At 66.5% G+C, this 16,073-nt stretch carries 15 protein-coding genes and 1 tRNA gene; 7 read left to right on the top strand and 9 right to left on the bottom strand.

What is annotated here, in order from left to right; all coding sequences use genetic code 11:
- Positions 1-93: 93 nt before the first annotated feature.
- On the bottom strand, positions 94-336 hold the full coding sequence (locus NA5_RS42085; protein ID WP_245672129.1) for a DUF3761 domain-containing protein: 243 nt from the start codon (positions 334-336) through the stop codon (positions 94-96).
- Here NA5_RS42085 and NA5_RS42080 point away from each other — a divergent pair.
- Positions 314-598, top strand: a complete 285-nt coding sequence (locus NA5_RS42080) for a hypothetical protein (protein ID WP_062982770.1) — start codon at positions 314-316, stop codon at positions 596-598. The two genes, NA5_RS42085 and NA5_RS42080, sit on opposite strands and share 23 nt — an antisense overlap.
- Before the next feature lie 161 nt (positions 599-759).
- Here NA5_RS42080 and NA5_RS06060 read toward each other — a convergent pair.
- Positions 760-833, bottom strand: a tRNA-Met gene (locus NA5_RS06060).
- 158 nt (positions 834-991) lie between these two features.
- Positions 992-2,521 (bottom strand): L-piperidine-6-carboxylate dehydrogenase, encoded by a 1,530-nt coding sequence (gene amaB, locus NA5_RS06055; protein ID WP_084483922.1) that lies wholly within the window; start codon positions 2,519-2,521, stop codon positions 992-994.
- 109 nt (positions 2,522-2,630) lie between these two features.
- Here amaB and NA5_RS06050 point away from each other — a divergent pair, with 109 nt between their 5' ends.
- The 3 genes from NA5_RS06050 (at position 2,631) to NA5_RS06040 (ending at position 5,873) form a co-directional block, all read left to right on the top strand.
- The gene (locus NA5_RS06050) at positions 2,631-3,083 is read left to right on the top strand and encodes an Lrp/AsnC family transcriptional regulator (RefSeq protein ID WP_040686931.1); all 453 of its coding nucleotides are present in this window, start codon (positions 2,631-2,633) and stop codon (positions 3,081-3,083) included.
- A gap of 64 nt (positions 3,084-3,147) precedes the next feature.
- On the top strand, positions 3,148-4,497 hold the full coding sequence (gene lat, locus NA5_RS06045) for an L-lysine 6-transaminase (RefSeq protein WP_084483921.1): 1,350 nt from the start codon (positions 3,148-3,150) through the stop codon (positions 4,495-4,497).
- Between the two features lie 164 nt (positions 4,498-4,661).
- Positions 4,662-5,873, top strand: coding sequence for a YVTN family beta-propeller repeat protein (locus tag NA5_RS06040; RefSeq protein ID WP_062982768.1), 1,212 nt, complete (start codon positions 4,662-4,664; stop codon positions 5,871-5,873).
- Between the two features lies 1 nt (position 5,874).
- On the opposite strand, the gene NA5_RS06035 is transcribed toward NA5_RS06040, so the two are convergent.
- Both NA5_RS06035 and NA5_RS06030 read right to left on the bottom strand, forming a co-directional pair.
- Complete coding sequence (locus NA5_RS06035) at positions 5,875-6,213, bottom strand: hypothetical protein (RefSeq protein WP_062982766.1); 339 nt, start codon at positions 6,211-6,213, stop codon at positions 5,875-5,877.
- Positions 6,213-6,632, bottom strand: coding sequence for a DUF1707 SHOCT-like domain-containing protein (locus tag NA5_RS06030; protein ID WP_062982765.1), 420 nt, complete (start codon positions 6,630-6,632; stop codon positions 6,213-6,215). Before NA5_RS06030 ends, NA5_RS06035 begins: the two co-directional genes overlap by 1 nt.
- Positions 6,633-6,827: 195 nt before the next feature.
- On the opposite strand from NA5_RS06030, the gene NA5_RS06025 reads away from it, so the two are divergent.
- Positions 6,828-8,687 carry a serine/threonine-protein kinase gene (locus NA5_RS06025; RefSeq protein ID WP_157110253.1) on the top strand — a complete coding sequence of 620 codons (1,860 nt, stop codon included), beginning with the start codon at positions 6,828-6,830 and terminating at the stop codon, positions 8,685-8,687.
- Between the two features lie 186 nt (positions 8,688-8,873).
- Positions 8,874-10,676: a serine/threonine-protein kinase gene (locus NA5_RS06020; protein ID WP_062982755.1), complete on the top strand. Its 1,803-nt coding sequence runs from the start codon at positions 8,874-8,876 to the stop codon at positions 10,674-10,676.
- Here NA5_RS06020 and NA5_RS06015 read toward each other — a convergent pair.
- The 3 genes from NA5_RS06015 to NA5_RS06005 all read right to left on the bottom strand — a co-directional run bounded on the left by NA5_RS06015 (position 10,629) and on the right by NA5_RS06005 (position 14,558).
- Positions 10,629-11,597 (bottom strand): patatin-like phospholipase family protein, encoded by a 969-nt coding sequence (locus NA5_RS06015; protein WP_063813218.1) that lies wholly within the window; start codon positions 11,595-11,597, stop codon positions 10,629-10,631. The two genes, NA5_RS06020 and NA5_RS06015, sit on opposite strands and share 48 nt — an antisense overlap.
- A 78-nt stretch (positions 11,598-11,675) precedes the next feature.
- Positions 11,676-13,481: an acetyl/propionyl/methylcrotonyl-CoA carboxylase subunit alpha gene (locus NA5_RS06010; RefSeq protein ID WP_062982751.1), complete on the bottom strand. Its 1,806-nt coding sequence runs from the start codon at positions 13,479-13,481 to the stop codon at positions 11,676-11,678.
- Positions 13,482-13,643: 162 nt separating this feature from the next.
- Positions 13,644-14,558, bottom strand: coding sequence for a sulfurtransferase (locus NA5_RS06005; protein ID WP_062982749.1), 915 nt, complete (start codon positions 14,556-14,558; stop codon positions 13,644-13,646).
- Positions 14,559-14,725: 167 nt separating this feature from the next.
- Between NA5_RS06005 and NA5_RS06000 the strand changes: the two genes are divergently transcribed.
- Entirely contained in the window at positions 14,726-15,511 is a 786-nt protein-coding gene (locus tag NA5_RS06000; RefSeq protein WP_062982747.1) for a helix-turn-helix transcriptional regulator, read from the top strand.
- Here NA5_RS06000 and NA5_RS05995 read toward each other — a convergent pair.
- Positions 15,437-16,072 carry a Maf family protein gene (locus NA5_RS05995; protein ID WP_062982745.1) on the bottom strand — a complete coding sequence of 212 codons (636 nt, stop codon included), beginning with the start codon at positions 16,070-16,072 and terminating at the stop codon, positions 15,437-15,439. The two genes, NA5_RS06000 and NA5_RS05995, sit on opposite strands and share 75 nt — an antisense overlap.
- Between the last annotated feature and the right edge of the window lies 1 nt (position 16,073).

Raw genomic sequence — 16,073 nt, 5'->3', positions numbered from 1 at the left:
AATGCTCAACGAGTGGGCACGCGCTATGCAGGATGTGAGGTGGACTGTGACCCCGCCCACGCGAGCGGTAATGAGCTGCCTCGCCGTCGGGAGCTACAACCAGGCGGCTACGCCACCGTGATGGGAGCAGGTGCCCGACCGATGCTGGCTATAGCTGTAGGTGCCGTCGGAGCAGCGGGCGGTGGCTCCAGGCGGGGCGGCGGGTGCGGACTGGGGACGGTGGACACATTGGTTGTCCGAGTTGAGGTATGAGTCGTCGCCGCAGCTCTGCTGGGATTGTGCGAGCGGGGCGGCTACTGCCGGTGGTTGGTACGTGGTGGGAGCCGCCGAGGCAATCGGTGCGGGTGCTGCTGGGGCCGCCGTAGGCGGCGATACCGACGTGGTCGTCGGAGCTGCGGTAGTCGTGATCGGCTGCGGCGACGTTGTCGGAGCCGGTGTCGAGGTGACCTTGGACGTGGTGACCGACGCCGTCGCCGCGGTGAGTCCGGGTCCGCTCGATTGCGGCGCGCAACCGCTGAGAAGCAGTGTGAGCGCACCCGCGAAGGCGATGCCCGTGCCGACGAAGGTGGTGAAGCGAGTACTCATGTTCCCCTACTGAGACGCTGCCAGGCCGGTCTGAAGGTTTCGGTGCCTGGACTACTCGCTCAATCGGCCTGGCATACATCCCGTTACCGACACTCCCGGCGACTCGCCGCATAACGCGCAGCGACAAAAACCGTCCAGGCCAGTCGGTTTGGAACCGACCGGCCTGAACCACAGTGGCAGGGGCAGGATTCGAACCTGCGACCTCTGGATTATGAGCCCAGCGAGCTACCTAGCTGCTCCGCCCTGCGTCGTACGAGCAACGTTACGTCGATGCTGCTGGTCCGCGCGAGCGATTATTCGCTCTGCCGCGCATGGGTGAGCGGCGCGCAAAGCCCGCGCCTCGCGCTATTCGGCGCGGTCGCTGTTCACTGGGACGACATCGCCGGAGGGCGGCGCGGGTTGCGGCTCAGCCGAATTGGATGCCCTGGGCCAGTGGCAGCTGATCGGAGTAGTTCACGGTGTTGGTTGCCCGTCGCATGTATGCCTTCCACGAGTCCGATCCGGATTCGCGGCCGCCGCCGGTGTGCTTCTCGCCGCCGAACGCGCCGCCGATTTCCGCGCCGGAGGTGCCGATATTGACGTTGGCTATGCCGCAGTCGGAGCCGTCGGCGGCGAGGAAGCGTTCGGCTTCGCGCTGGTCGGCGGTGAAGACGGCCGAGGAAAGGCCTTGCGGCACACCGTTGTGCAGGTTGATGGCGGCGTCGAAGTCGCGGTAGGTCAGCACGTAGAGGATCGGCGCGAAGGTTTCCTCGCGGACCACGGCGGTCTGGGCGGGCATCCGCACGATCGCGGGACGCACGTAGAAGGCGTCGTCGCCGAAGCCGTCGACTCGCTCACCGCCGCAGACCAATTCGCCGCCATCGCCGAGCGCGCGATCGATCGCGGCACGCATCCCTTCGTAGGCGCGGCCGTTGATCAGTGGTCCGACGAGCACACCGTCGTCGAGCGGATTGCCCACGCGCAGTTGCCGATATGCCCCGGCCACGCGATCCAGCAGCGGCCCGACGACATCGGCGTGCACGATCAGCCGACGCAATGTCGTACAGCGCTGTCCGGCCGTGCCCGCCGCCGCGAAGACAATGCCGCGCGCCGCCAGCTCCAAATCCGCTGTTGGCGTGACGATCGCGCCGTTATTACCGCCCAACTCCAGCAAGCAACGCCCGAACCGAGCGGCCACCCGCGGCGCCACCATGCGGCCCATCCGCACCGAACCGGTCGCGCTCACCAGCGCCACCCGTTCGTCGTCGACCAGCCGGGATCCCACCTCCGCGCCACCTTGAATCAGCTGGTGCACTTCGGGATCCGCGCCGACATCGGCCGCCGCGCGGCGCAGCAGCGTATGGCAGGCCAGCGCCGTCAGCGGTGTCGTCTCCGACGGCTTCCACACCACCGTGTCGCCGCAGACCAGCGCGACCGCGGTATTCCACGCCCACACCGCGACCGGGAAGTTGAACGCCGAGATCACCCCGACCACGCCGAGCGGATGCCAGGTCTCCATCAGCCGATGTCCGGGCCGCTCCGAGGGCATGGTCTTGCCGTACAGCTGGCGCGAAAGCCCGATCGCGAACTCGCAGATATCGATCATTTCCTGCACCTCGCCGACGGCTTCGGCACCGATCTTCCCCGCCTCCAGGGTGACCAGTTCGCCGAGTTCGGCCTTGTGCGCGGTGAGCAGTTCGGCCAGTCGCCGCACCACCCCGGCCCGCACCGGCGCGGGAACGGTGCGCCAGCCGCGGAAGGCCGCCGCCGCCCGCCCGATCGCCGCATCCGCGTCGTCGAGGGAATCGGCGGGCAGGGTCATGAGCGTGCCACCGGTGATCGGTGTCCGCGCGGTCAGTTCGCCAGCGACCGGTGTCTGCGCCCCGAGTGTGTGCAGCAGTTCGGCCGCGCGCGTGGTCAGGTCCTTGGTCAGTTGGTCGTCGAGGGTGTCTGTCATCGGTTGCTCCGCTGTAACTTTGGGTCTGCGAACAGTATCGGATGGATACGGTGGGTTAAGGAGGAAAAGTTTTCGCCACGAGTAGCCGCCGCTGGGTTAGCCTTCGCTGATGGCGGATACACCGGCAAGACCCGTACTCGATGACATCGATCGCCTGCTGATTCGTGAACTGATGGCCGATGGTCGCGCCACCCTGTCGAATCTGGCCGAAAAGGCGAGCTTATCGGTCTCGGCTGTGCAATCGCGGGTCCGCAGACTAGAGGCGCGCGGGGTAATCCGTGGCTACACCGCACATGTCGATCCAGAGGCGCTCGGGCAACTGTTGTCGGCATTCGTCGCCATCACTCCTCTCGACCCCTCGCAACCCGATGACGCGCCCGCCGTGCTGCAACATATCCCGGGAATCGAGGCATGCCACTCGGTGGCCGGTGACGAGAGTTACGTGTTGCTGGTACGGGTGGCCTCTCCTCGGCACCTCGAGCAGTTGCTGCAGGAGATCAGGGCGACCGCCAACGTGCGAACCCGAAGCACCATCATCTTGCAGACATTCTACGACAGGTAGCCTTCGGCCGTAATTAGTCCGTTACTTCGTAGAATTTTCGTAAAGATTTTCGTACCCTACTGATGTGACCATCGAACTGGAGCGCACCCGCGCGGGGAGTGGCACTGCACCGGTCGCCCCCGCCTCCCGGGTACACGAGATCCTGTCGGCGCACATCCTCGCCGACGGATTCGACCTGGTGCTGGATCTACGGAAATCCCGTGGCTGCCGGATCGTCGATGAACGCGACGGCAGCTCCTACCTCGATATGTTCGGCTTCTTCGCCTCGAATGCCCTTGGCATGAACCATCCCGCCTTGGCCGAGGACGAGGAGTTCCGGGCCGAACTGAGCGTCGCGGCGCTCAACAAGCCGAGCAACTCCGATATCTACACCGTCGAAATGGCCCGCTTCGTAGAGACTTTCGTGCGGGTGCTCGGCGATCCCCGGCTACCGCACCTGTTCTTCATCGACGGCGGCGGACTAGCGGTCGAGAACGCGCTCAAGGTCGCGTTCGACTGGAAGAGCAGGCACAACGAATCGCACGGGCGCGCACCGGAACTCGGCACCAAGGTGCTGCACTTGACCGGAGCGTTCCACGGCCGCACCGGCTACACCATGTCGCTGACCAATACCGATCCGGTGAAGACGGCCCGCTTCCCCAAATTCGATTGGCCCCGCATTGATGCGCCGTTCCTGGCAACCGGCGTCGACATCGCCGCCGCCGAAGCACACGCACTCGACCAGGCGCGCCGCGCATTCGCCGAAAACCCGCAGGATATAGCGTGTTTCATCGCCGAGCCGATCCAGGGCGAGGGCGGCGACCGGCATATGCGCCCGGAATTCCTGCAGGCCGTGCAGCGGCTCTGTCACGAGAACGACGCGCTGTTCATCCTGGACGAGGTGCAGACCGGCGTCGGCATGACCGGAACCACCTGGGCCTACCAACAACTCGGGCTCGAGCCCGATATCGTCGTGTTCGGCAAGAAGACCCAGGTCTGCGGCATCATGGCGGGCGGGCGCGTGGACGAGGTGCCCGATAACGTCTTCGTGGTCAGCTCTCGGCTCAATTCCACCTGGGGCGGCAATCTCACCGATATGGTGCGGACCCGGCGCATCCTCGAGGTGTTCGAGCGCGATGAGCTGATCGAGCGGTCCCGGCCGCTCGGCGCGCACCTGCTGCGGCGGCTGGAACAGCTCGCGGCCGACCATCCCCGGGTCACCGAACCACGCGGACGCGGGCTGATGTGCGCCATCACGCTGGCCTCGACCGAACTGCGGGACGAGGTGCTGACCGCACTGCGCGAACGCGAGCATGTGCTGATTCTCGGCACCGGCGAACGCGGCATCCGGTTCCGGCCGCCGCTCACCGTTACCGAGTCGGAACTGGACGCCGCGGTCGACGCGCTCGACCGGGTACTCTCCGACGCCGGATAGTTATCTGGCGGCAAATGGAAAATCGACTGTCCGAGTAGGCATTTTCGGATGATTCGGGCAATCCGTCGCGCCCTGGCGGGGATTGCTGTGGAATCCGGGCGGCACCGCCTAGGCTTCGCACCCATGTCATCTCGTCTTCACCACCTCCTGGCACGGTGCGACGCGTGAAACGACAGCGCAATCACCGAAGCTGCGCACCATTGCTCGCCTCGCTGACCGTCCTCGTGACGGTCGCGGGGTGCGCCCCGAGCAAGGCCGGATCGGTGGGTGTGACCACTGCGCCACCCACTACCGCCGCCGCCCCGACCAGCGCGGCGCCGCCGCATCTGGAGAATCTGCTACCCGGCATGCCGCCGCCGCTGTCACCGACCGACGTCTATGCCGCGAACCGGGAGTTGAGCCCGACGGTGTCCGACCATCGGCCCCTGGTCTACGTGCCGAACAGCGAATCGCATTCGGTTACCGTGATCGACCCGGCGACCTTCCGGGTGATCGACAATTTCCCGGCGGGTGGTCGGGAGCCCCAGCATGTGGTCCCGTCCTATGACATGCAGACGCTGTATGTCACCAATGATCTGCCGATCGGCGGGGGCACCCTGCTGCCGATCGATCCGCGCACCGGCAAACCCGGCGAGCCCTTCCCCGTGCGCGACCCCTACAACATGTACTACACGCCGGATGGGCAATACGCGCTCGTCGTCGCCGAGGCGGATAAGTCGCTGGACTTCTACGATCCGCACACCTGGCAGAAGGTGCACTCGCTCGCGGTGCCCGACTGCGCGGGCGTCGACCATATGGACTTCACAGCCGACGGTCGATTCGCCCTGGCCAGTTGTGAATTCATCGGCCGCATGCTGGTCTTCGATGTGGCCGAACGCAAGGTGGTCAAGATGATCGATCTGCCGGGCGGGCGTGCCGGCAAGCCGCAGGACGTCAAGCTCTCCCCGGACGGACGCACCTTCTTCATCGCCGATATGGTCGCGGACGGCATGTACACCATCGACGCATCGTCATGGGAGAACACCGGTTTCGTGCCGACCGGCAAAGGTGCGCACGGCCTCTACGTCACCCGCGACTCCAAACAGATGTTGATCACCAACCGGCACGAGGGCAGCATCTCGGTCTGGGATTTCGCCGCGAACAGGTTGGTGCACAAGTGGTTCATCCCGGGCGGTGGCAGTCCGGATATGGGCAATCTGTCGGCGGACGGGCGGGTTTTCTGGGTGTCGGGGCGACACCATGCTGAGGTGTACGCGATCGATATCGAGAACTGGAACCTGTTGGCGCGCATACCTGTTGGGCGTGGTGCGCATGGGCTCACCATCTGGCCGCAGCCGGGCCGTTACTGCACCGGGCATACCGGTGTAATGCGCTGACTCAGCGGATTTGGCGGCCGAGGCCGCCTTCCACGAAGCGACGGACCGCGGTGGTGCCGGTTTCGAGGGCAGCTTCGTAACCGGGGCGGGCCCAGCCGGTGAGTTCGGCAGTGTTGTCGGCGCCTGGCGTCACTACGATTTCGGCGACCAGTTCGGCGGTGGTGGGTTCGCAGACGGCCCAGGATAAGTGGGATTCGTCATTCCACTGCTGGGTGCGGAGGGTGACGTAGTTCGGATCGGTGATGCCGCCAGTGGCGAGGGCGGGGCGGTCATCGATGCGGTCGTCGGCGCGCAGGGCCCGCAGGTACCAGGTGCCCGCATTGATTTCGACGGGCTCCATCAGTCCTCCAGCTGCCTGCGACGTCGACGGTCGCGCGGGCGGCGGCGGTGGTGTTCGTGCCGACCGCCGAACAGCAGCGCGCCCGAGAGCGGGATCGCCAGGAACCAGAGCCAGCTGCCGGTGACGAAGAAGAGGATGACGGCGAGGATCGGGATCACCGCCATCACCCGCTCCGGCCACTCGTCGAGGAACCCGGAGTCGGGCTTGGCGGGCGCCGCGGCGACGGGGGTGGATTCGGGTTCGGGCAGGTCGATGAAGACTTTGTCCAGGTCGCCGCGGGTCAGCGCGGCCGCGACCACGGCACTGCGCTCGTCGAACTCCGCCACGCTGAGCCGCCCGGCGGCGAAATGATCGGACAGCCGTTGCATCGCTTGCTCACGCTCCGCGGTGCCGATGCGAATCTCGGGCAGGTCACTCATAACAGCAAGGCTAGCCGCTTTCACCGGACGTTCTCCTGCCGCCGCATCGACCCCGGGCCCATCGAATTTCGCGACGCCGAGCGGCCCGATTGCGTCATGATCGCCTCTGCCGCCGCATCCGATTCGTGGATTATGTAATGCCGGTGTGGATTTCGGGTAGCCAAAAGACGAAGGGAAGGTAGTAGGAGGTTGGATATGGGCAAGGCGTGGTTCGGCCACTACCGCCTCGATCGGTTGCTCGGCAGCGGTGGGACCGGCCAGGTCTGGCTCGCGCGGGACACCGTTGCCGACCGTGCCGTCGCCCTGAAGGTGCTGGCCTGCTCGCACGCCGCCGATCCGACCTGTCGACTGCGGTTCACCAGGGAGGCCCGCCTGGCGGCCCAGGCACCCGGACCGCACCGGGTTCCGATCCACACCTTCGGCGAACTCGACGGCCGCCTCTATATCGATATGGAGTTCATCGAGGGCACCGATGTCAGCGCATTGCTGCGCGACTCCGGACCGCTGGATCCGGCGCGTGCCGTCGCGATAGTCGCGCAGACCGCAATGGCGCTCGATGCCATGCACCGGGTAGGTCTGGTGCACCGTGACGTCAAACCGTCCAACATCATGGTGGGGCCGACCGGGTTCGTCCACCTGATCGACTTCGGCATCGCGCATCGCATCGACCAGCCCGCGATCACGGCAAACGGCAATGTGGTCGGCACCCTGGCTTATATGGCGCCGGAACGCTTCGACGGCGTCGCTGACGCGCGCGCGGACCAATACGCGCTGGCCTGCGTCCTGTACGAATGCCTGACGGGCCAAAGGCCTTTCGGCAATGTCGACTCCCCACAGCAACTGCGCGCCCACCTACTGACCGCCCCACCCAGCGCCGCCACTCTGAACCCCGCGGTACCCGCAGCCCTGGACGCCGTCATCGCCCGCGCGATGGCCAAGGACCCCAGCCAACGCTATTCCAGCGCAGGCGAATTCGCCGCCACGGCCTATACCGCGGTGACCGGCCGCGAGGCTCCGACAGTCGAGGTCGCCGCAGAAACCGAGCCGACAAACTATGGCGCACTCGAGCCATTGCGTCCGGCCGAGTCACTCGGTGTAGGTGCCGGAGGATTCGCCGCCGAGACTGCCGGTGGGCCGATCCGGATCAGCGCAGCGGAGCCGATGCAGATCGCCGACTCTGCGGCTGCGCCGATGTGGGCCTTGGAGTCCGCTGGTGAGCAGATGCGAGATGTGGGGTCTGCGCGTGCGACGTTGCGGGAATCCCCGTCCACGGGCCCGGGGGTGCAAGGCGCCGGGTCTGTGCCAGGGGAGAAGTGGGGCGCCGGGTCTGGGAACGGACCGGTGCGGCTCGGCGGGACTGTGGGCGCAGCGATGCAGGTCGGCGCGGTTGCGGGGGCGGGAATGTGGGTCGGCGAGGGTGCGGGAATGCGTGATGGCGGCGCTGTGGGAGATGCGATGTGGGGCGGCCGGACGGGGGCCCGGTCGGTGCAGGATGCTGCCACTGAGCGGACGCGGGATGTTGCGACTTCGGGTGAGGCGACGTGGGTTGGCGGGGGTGTGGGGGAGCCGGGGCACGGTGACGAGTTGTGGGGGGAGCGGGGATTTGGGGCGAGATATGCCGCTGTCGCTATTGCCGCGTTGGTTGGGGTGATCGGGTTGGGGTTGTGGTTGGGGCGGCCTGGGGGTGAAACGAATTCGGCGGCACCGTCGTCCACGCGGAGCACGCCGACTGCGCCCGGATCGCTGGTGCCGACCGAATCGGCGCAGGCGGCGTCGCCGAATGTGGTGATTCCGGGGATCGGTCAGCCGTGCGATCCAGATGTCGACGGTAATGCCGTTGCAGTGGATGGCACGTCACTTGCGTGTCGAACAGTGGGTGTCGGTATCGCGAATTGGGTTCCCGTGCAGCCCTTCGGCGACGGCCAGCAGGCGGACCCCACGGTAGTCGGCAATGGAAATCCGCATGTGGACAATTCGGCCAATGGCAACTCGGGCAACGACAACCCCAACAAGGGCAAGCCCGGACATGGTGGCCGTGCCAAGCCGGGCAAGTGAGCGTCGCCCCGGGAAGGCAATCCGATGTCGCTCGTTGAGTAGGACTACGTAGGGGAGCTCACACTGTTCGAAGGCGGGCGGCGGGGTTAGGGTCGGGAGAGGTTCGGGCGATGCGGTTTCGATCGGGTTGCCGCCCCACTCCGCAATGGCGCGGCACCTGCCTCGTCCCAGCGATGGAGGTCAGTGATGGGGGATCAGTTCGGGAAGTACCGGCTCGACCGTTTGCTCGGGCGGGGCGGTATGGGGGCGGTATGGCTGGCGCATGACAGTGAAACCGGGCGCACGATCGCGCTGAAGGTATTGGCGGAGCATGTGGCCGCCGACGCGGACTATCGAAAGCGATTCCAGCGGGAGGCGCGGCTCGGGTCGAGTCTGCGGCATCCGCATATCGTGCCGATTCACGGTTTCGGCGAACTCGAAGGCCGGTTGTACATCGATATGGAGTACATCGATGGCATCGACCTGGCCGAAATGTTGACCAGGGTCGGCACTTTGACACCCACTGCGGCCGTCGACTTCGTGACGCAGGCCGCATCCGGTCTGGATGCGGCGCATCGAGCCGGGCTGATCCACCGTGACGTCAAACCGTCGAACATCCTGGTCGGCACCGGCGGGCACGCGTATCTCATCGACTTCGGCATCGCGCAGAGCCTGGGCCAGACGGCCGTCACCGCCACCGGCATGGCTATCGGCAGCTGGGCCTATATGGCGCCGGAACGCTTCAACGGCACCGTCGACGCCCGTTCCGATGTCTACTCCCTGGCCTGCGTCCTCTACGAATGCCTGACCGGCCGCCGCCCCTACGGCGACACCGACCCGGCCCGCCAAATGCACGGCCACCTGATGACCGCCCCGCCACACGTATCAGCCGTGAACCCCGCGGTCCCACCGGCATTGGACGCGGTGATCGCCCGAGGCATGGCCAAGGACCAGACCCAGCGTTATCCGACTGCCCGCGAATTCGCCGCCGCCGCATACGCAGCCACCGCACTGACATCCGCGCCGACACGGGTAGAGACGAATCCGCCGACGCGAGTGCAACCACACCCCCCGATACCGTCAGAGATACCCGCACCGACGCCATCGGCAGAATCGGCCGCGCCACTGGCCAAGTCGCCGAAGCCACTCGATCCGACGAAAGTCCTGCCCGAGCCCGGCCCGACACCCACACTCGTGGCCACCAGACTGGCACCGCCCCAAGCGGGACCCGCCGCACCGCAACAGCATTCACCGTGGTCGCCGAATCATGCTGCGGTCCAACCGCAACCGCTCGTCCGCCCAACCAAACGCATTGCACCACAACCGAAGCGAGCGCCATGGCGGGCTCCGGTCGCGCCTCGCTGGTCGGTCTCACAGCGCCGCCCCTGGATCGCACCACCCCCGCGCAGAGCCCAGCGTCGACCCCGTAAGTCCTTCCTGTCCAGGATGGTCGGCGCACTCGTCGTGATATTCCTGACCCCGTTCATGTTGGCGGCGGGCTGTGCCGCGCTCATCGCCTTCGGCAATACCGGCAGTGGTGGCGGCACGCGCACGGCCGATCCGTCGGCCGCGGTGCGCGACGGCGATACCGCGCAATCGGCCGAGCCACCCGCGCCGGTATCTGCCGGTCTGAACAGCCCGGTGCGCGATGGCAAGTTCGAATTCGTTGTCGATTCGGTGGATTCCGGTGTCCCGCGGATCGGATTGCAGAATGCGAGCGGCTCTTACTCGGTGGTCACGGTCCAGGTCCGCAATATCTCCGACGAGCCGAAGTGGTTCCTGCCCGTCGGCCAACGGCTCGTGGACACCCAGGGCCGCCAGGTCGACCACAACGCCATCGCGACCATGTGGCAGACCACCCAGCGCCGCTACGGCTATTCGTTCGAACTCCAGCCCGGCCAATCGCAGACCACCCAGCTGGTCTTCGATATCCCGCAGGACGCCACCCCGAGTCGGCTCGAACTACACGACTTCATGCTCTCCAATGGCGCCACCGTCGAGCTGAACTAAGGCCGCCAAGGAGGCAAGGACGGCTTGCCGCCCGATCGTCAATGCCTCGGTGAGCAGCGTGGTATCGCGCGCGGCGCTGTCTACATCCGGCGAGCCGAGGGGCGGGTGGATCTGCAGCGCCGCCGCTCCGAGGCCCGCGAGGAAGCGGTCCTCGATGGCCTGCTGATGCGGCCGCTGCAGCCAGGCACGATAAGCGCCGGGTGCCCGGACGCGCAGATAGCTACCCCCGACAACCTGGTGCAACCGCGACGCGGGCGGCCGTTTTTCATCGGTGCGCCGGGTGCGCAGCACCAAGGCGTGCGTCGCCCCGTCGCGAACCGCGGTGCGGATCGGCACTGTTTCCGACAGCCCGCCGTCGAGATATTCGGCACCGCCCAGCGGCACCGGCGGACCCGCGAGAATCGGCAGCCCCGCCGAGGCACGCAGCGCGGTCATCAGCGTGGATTTGTCGACGATGTGACGGCGCAGATCTACCGCGTGCCCGGTTCGGATATCGGTGCCGATCGGATGAAAGGTGGTGGCATTGGCCAGAATTGCCGGAAAATCCATCGGCACGATGCCGTCGTACACCTGGTTCACCAGGTAGTCCAGATCGAAGGCGGGTCGCCCGCGCAGCAGCCGGGCCGGATCGACCGCGCGTCGCATGATCACCGGATCGGTCCAGGCCCGCATGCCCGACAGCGCCCGCCCGCACAGGAACCACGCCCCGTTGATCGCACCGGCCGACGTGCCGTACACGGCATCGAAGACCGAGGCGAGCCCGAGTTCCACCAGCGCCTGCACCATCCCACTGGAGTAGACGCCGCGGCTGCCACCACCCTCGATGACCAAGGCGAGGCGATATCCGTCGGCGCGGCTGGCTGATTCACGTCGGCCGCGGATGACCTCCGCGACGGTGGGCACGACGGCAGAGCTGGTCACCGGACCACGATACGACAGAGCGGGCGTGGACGTCGGTGTCCAGCGCCCGCTCCGAGACGGTCTTCGTCAGCTGTTTACTTACTTGATCTCTGCCAGCACGGTGCCCTGGGTGATGGCCGCGCCCGCCTGCACGGACAGCCCGGTGACCACACCGGCCTTGTGCGCGTTGACCGGGTTCTCCATCTTCATGGCCTCGAGCACCACGATCAGATCGCCCGCCTCGACCGACTGGCCCTCTTCGACCGCGACCTTGACGACGGTGCCCTGCATCGGCGCGGTGACCGCGTCACCGGAGGCCGCACCGCCACCGGCGCCGCCACGCTTGCGCGGCTTGGGCTTCTTGCGGATCACTCCGGCGCCATTGCTGCCCGCACCCGCGGCGCCCGCGCCGACGGTGAAGTTGCCCGGCAGCGACACCTCGACCCGACGCCCGCCGACCTCGACGACGACCTTCTGCCGCGGCAGATCCTCGTCCTCGTCAGCGGCAGCACCGGCCGGGGTGTACGGCTCGACGTTGTTGACCCACTCGTTCTCGATCCACTTGGTGTAGACGTCGAATTTCTCGCCGTCACCGATGAATGCCGGATCCTCGACGATCGCGCGGTGGAACGGGATGACCGTCGCCAGCCCCTCGACGTGGAATTCGGCCAGCGCGCGCCGGGCCCGCTGCAGCGCCTGCTCCCGGTTCTCGCCGGTGACGATCAGCTTGGCCAGCATCGAGTCGAACTGACCGCCGATCACACTGCCCTGCACCACACCGGAATCGACACGCACACCGGGGCCGCTCGGCTCCTGGTACACCGAAACCGGACCCGGCGCGGGCAGGAAGCCGCGACCGGCGTCCTCACCGTTGATCCGGAACTCGAAGGCGTGTCCGCGCGGTGTCGGATCCTCCTTGATCGCCAGCTCGTGGCCCTCGGCGATGCGGAACTGCTGGCGCACCAGGTCGATTCCGGCCGTCTCCTCGGTGACCGGGTGCTCGACCTGCAGGCGGGTGTTCACCTCGAGGAAGGAAACGGTGTCGCCCTGCACCAGGTACTCCACGGTGCCCGCACCGTAGTAACCGGCTTCCTTGCAGATGGCCTTGGCCGAAGCGTGGATGCGGGCGCGCTGATCATCGGTCAGGAACGGCGCGGGCGCCTCCTCGACCAGCTTCTGGAACCGGCGCTGCAGCGAGCAGTCGCGGGTACCTGCGACCACGACATTGCCGTGCTTGTCCGCGATGACCTGCGCCTCGACATGGCGGGCCTTGTCCAGGTACTGCTCGACGAAGCATTCACCGCGACCGAATGCCGCGGTGGCCTCGCGCACGGCGGAGTCGAACAGCTCCGGAATCTCCTCGATGGAGTGCGCGACCTTCATACCGCGACCACCGCCACCGAAGGCGGCCTTGATCGCGACGGGCACGCCGTACTGCTTGGCGAATTCGACCACCTCGGCCGCGTTCTTGACCGGATCCTTGGTGCCCGCCGCCATCGGCGCCTTCGCGCGCTCGGCGATGTGGCGCGCGGTGACCTTGTCGCCGAGGTCGCGGATGGACTGCGGGGAGGGGCCGATCCAGATCAGCCCGGCGTCGATGACGGCCTGGGCGAAATCGGCGTTCTCGGAGAGGAATCCGTAGCCGGGGTGGATGGCGTCGGCGCCGGACTTGGCCGCGGCGTCGAGAATCTTGTCGAAGACGAGGTACGACTCGGCCGAGGTCTGCCCGCCGAGGGCGAACGCCTCGTCGGCGAGCTTCACGAAGGGGGCATCGGCATCCGGCTCGGCGTACACCGCGACACTGCCGATACCGGCATCCTTGGCCGCCCGGATCACGCGAACGGCGATCTCGCCTCGGTTAGCTACGAGTACCTTCGATATCCGCGCGCTGGCATGGCTGGGCACTGAGCCTCCTGTTAGCAATCTTCTTGGTCGCCCCGTGGTCGACAAACTTCCGTCTCGGGGAGTGTAGGCAGTCTGCCAACAACTGCCGCACTCGGATAGGCCTACTCCACAGTAGGTCACACGTCACAATGTGCTCTCGACTGTGATGCGCCCAGATCACGGCTACCGGGCGCGCGCCTTGCGGGTACCGGCCGTCGGTGCCTCACCCGGTTCATACCCCTTGGCAATCGGCATGCGAACCGAATTGCCCCATTCGGTCCAGGACCCGTCGTAATTGCGCACGCTTTCGAAGCCGAGCAGATAGGTCAGCACGAACCAGGTGTGGCTGGACCGCTCGCCGACCCGGCTGTAGACGACCAGATCGTCCGCGACCGTGAGCGCGCCATAGATATCGTCCAATTCGGCGCGGGAACGGAAGCGGCCGTCGCTGTGGAACGCCTCGGTCCACGGAATGTTCACAGCGGTCGGAATGTGTCCGCCGCGCAGCGCCGTGTCCTCCGGATTGCTCGGTGGTTGGATCAGCTCACCGGAATATTCCTCGGGCGAGCGCACATCGATCAGTTGCTTGCCCAGATGGGCGAGTACATCCTCACGGAACGCTCGGACCGCACCGTCGTCGCGCCGCACCGTCGGATATTCACTGCGCACCAGGTAGGGCAGGTCGAAGGTGGTCTCGCGCACCTCGGAGATCCACGCGTCCCGTCCGCCGTCGAGCAGTCGCACATCCGGATGCCCGAACAGCGTGAAGACCCAGAACGTGTGCGCGGCCTGCGCGTTGCCGCGGTCGCCATAGATGACCACGGTATCGTCGCGCTCGATTCCCTTGGCGCGCATCAACTCGGCGAACCGGGCACCATCGATATAGTCACGGGTAACCGGATCGTTGAGATCGCCCAGCCAGTCGATTTTGATGGCGCCGGGAACGTGACCGATGTCATAGAGCAGTATGTCCTCGTTGGACTCGATGATCTTCAGTCCCGGCGTACCGATGTTTGCCGACAGCCACTCTGTGGTTACTAGTCGGTGAGGATCTGCGTACGAACCGAACGCGGGATGAGGATCCGGGGCAACGGGCACGATGTGGGTCCTTCATACGAGGTAGACGGGTGGTTATAGCGGTTCGGGTCTCACGCCGATGTTAGGTGTGAGGCGTTAGTGAAACTCGTTTCAGATCACAAATCGGCTGAATGGGCGAATAAATCGCACCCTCATCCGATAAAGTCTCTCGGGAGGAGGGGTGAGCTATGTCCGATTCTTGGCCGAGGCGTCGACTGCTCGCGATCCTACGTGGCGCCAGCGAACCTCTCGACGCCCAAGAACTGGCCAGAATCACCGGACAGCACGTCACCACTGTTCGGTTCCATCTGGATGTGCTTACCAGGGAATCGCTGGTGCGCCAGTTCCAACAGCCGCCGCGCGGGCGCGGGCGTCCACGCATCGGCTACAGCGCGGTCCAGCGATCGGTCGGTTATCAGGAACTGGCTCAGGTCCTGGCCGACCAGCTCGGCCCCGATCCGCGGCGTCGCTCCGAGGCGGCCATTGCCGCCGGACGTGCCTGGGGCGCCAAACTCGACGCGGGTGACCATGCGGTCGAATCGCTGGAGGACGCCAAGGACGTCACCATGACGCTGATGTCCGAACTCGGTTTCGCACCGGAGCGTGATGCGGCCGCCGAAACCGATGAGCAGGTCATGATCCGGCTCACCGCCTGCCCGCTGCGGGAACTCGCGCGCACGCATTCCGAGGTGGTGTGCGGCGTGCATCTGGGTTTGATCAAAGAGGTGCTCGATCGCAACGGGGTGCGCGGCGAGGTGAATGTCCGGCTGCAGCCGTTCGTCGAGCCGGAGCTCTGCGTGATCCGATTGGAGATGATGGCGCGGCGGGAGCCGGAGCGCGAGGCGACACCGGTGCCGATCGGCGCGGAGGCCGGACCGGAGCCGCGGATCGCGCCGCCGTCAGCTGGGCGAGTGGCGCCACAGCTGCGCAATGCCGATCCCAACGTCGCCAAGCAGTCGGCGCAGCAGTGGTAGTCCGATCCCGATAACGCTCGACGGATCCCCATCGATGCGATCGACGAACCAACCGCCCATGCCGTCCAGGGTGAACGCCCCGGCGACCTGCAAGGGCTCCCCGGTCGCGATATAGGCGTCCAGTTCCTCGGGTTCGGGTTTGGCGAAATGCACTGTGGTGCAACTGCAGTCGACGGATTCGGCGACGATGTCGCCGTCGCGCATGCGCAGGACGCAATGGCCGGTAATGAGATCCGCGCTGCGTCCGGCCATTGCGGACCAGCGGGCCCGGGCCACCTCGGGCGTATGCGGCTTGCCTTGTAGTTCGCCGTCCACCAGCAGCATCGAATCACAGCCGACCACAACGCAATCCGCGGCGAAATCCGGAATCACCGCGGCCACCGACCGGGCCTTGGCTCGGGCGAGCTCTACCACGACGACCTCGGGCGCCGTGCCGGGTGGCAGTGCCGCGGCGACGGCGTCCTCGTCGACGTCGGAGACCTGGACGACGGGTTCGATGCCCGCCGAGCGCAAGACCGCGCGGCGGGCGGGCGACGCGGAGGCGAGAACGAGTCTCGTCATC

It is taken from the genome of Nocardia anaemiae NBRC 100462, assembly GCF_001612725.1.
Lineage (GTDB): Bacteria > Actinomycetota > Actinomycetes > Mycobacteriales > Mycobacteriaceae > Nocardia > Nocardia anaemiae.
Note: the sequence above shows the minus strand (reverse complement) of the source record. Positions and strands in the feature narration are given on the sequence as shown.

Coding starts and splice junctions, on each gene's coding strand:
- amaB (WP_084483922.1), bottom strand. CDS start 2,521: ATGACAGACACCCTCGACGACCAACTGACCAAGGACCTGACCACGCGC.
- NA5_RS06050 (WP_040686931.1), top strand. CDS start 2,631: ATGGCGGATACACCGGCAAGACCCGTACTCGATGACATCGATCGCCTG.
- NA5_RS06035 (WP_062982766.1), bottom strand. CDS start 6,213: ATGGAGCCCGTCGAAATCAATGCGGGCACCTGGTACCTGCGGGCCCTG.
- NA5_RS06030 (WP_062982765.1), bottom strand. CDS start 6,632: ATGAGTGACCTGCCCGAGATTCGCATCGGCACCGCGGAGCGTGAGCAA.
- NA5_RS06025 (WP_157110253.1), top strand. CDS start 6,828: ATGGGCAAGGCGTGGTTCGGCCACTACCGCCTCGATCGGTTGCTCGGC.
- NA5_RS06020 (WP_062982755.1), top strand. CDS start 8,874: ATGGGGGATCAGTTCGGGAAGTACCGGCTCGACCGTTTGCTCGGGCGG.
- NA5_RS06000 (WP_062982747.1), top strand. CDS start 14,726: ATGTCCGATTCTTGGCCGAGGCGTCGACTGCTCGCGATCCTACGTGGC.
- NA5_RS05995 (WP_062982745.1), bottom strand. CDS start 16,072: ATGACGAGACTCGTTCTCGCCTCCGCGTCGCCCGCCCGCCGCGCGGTC.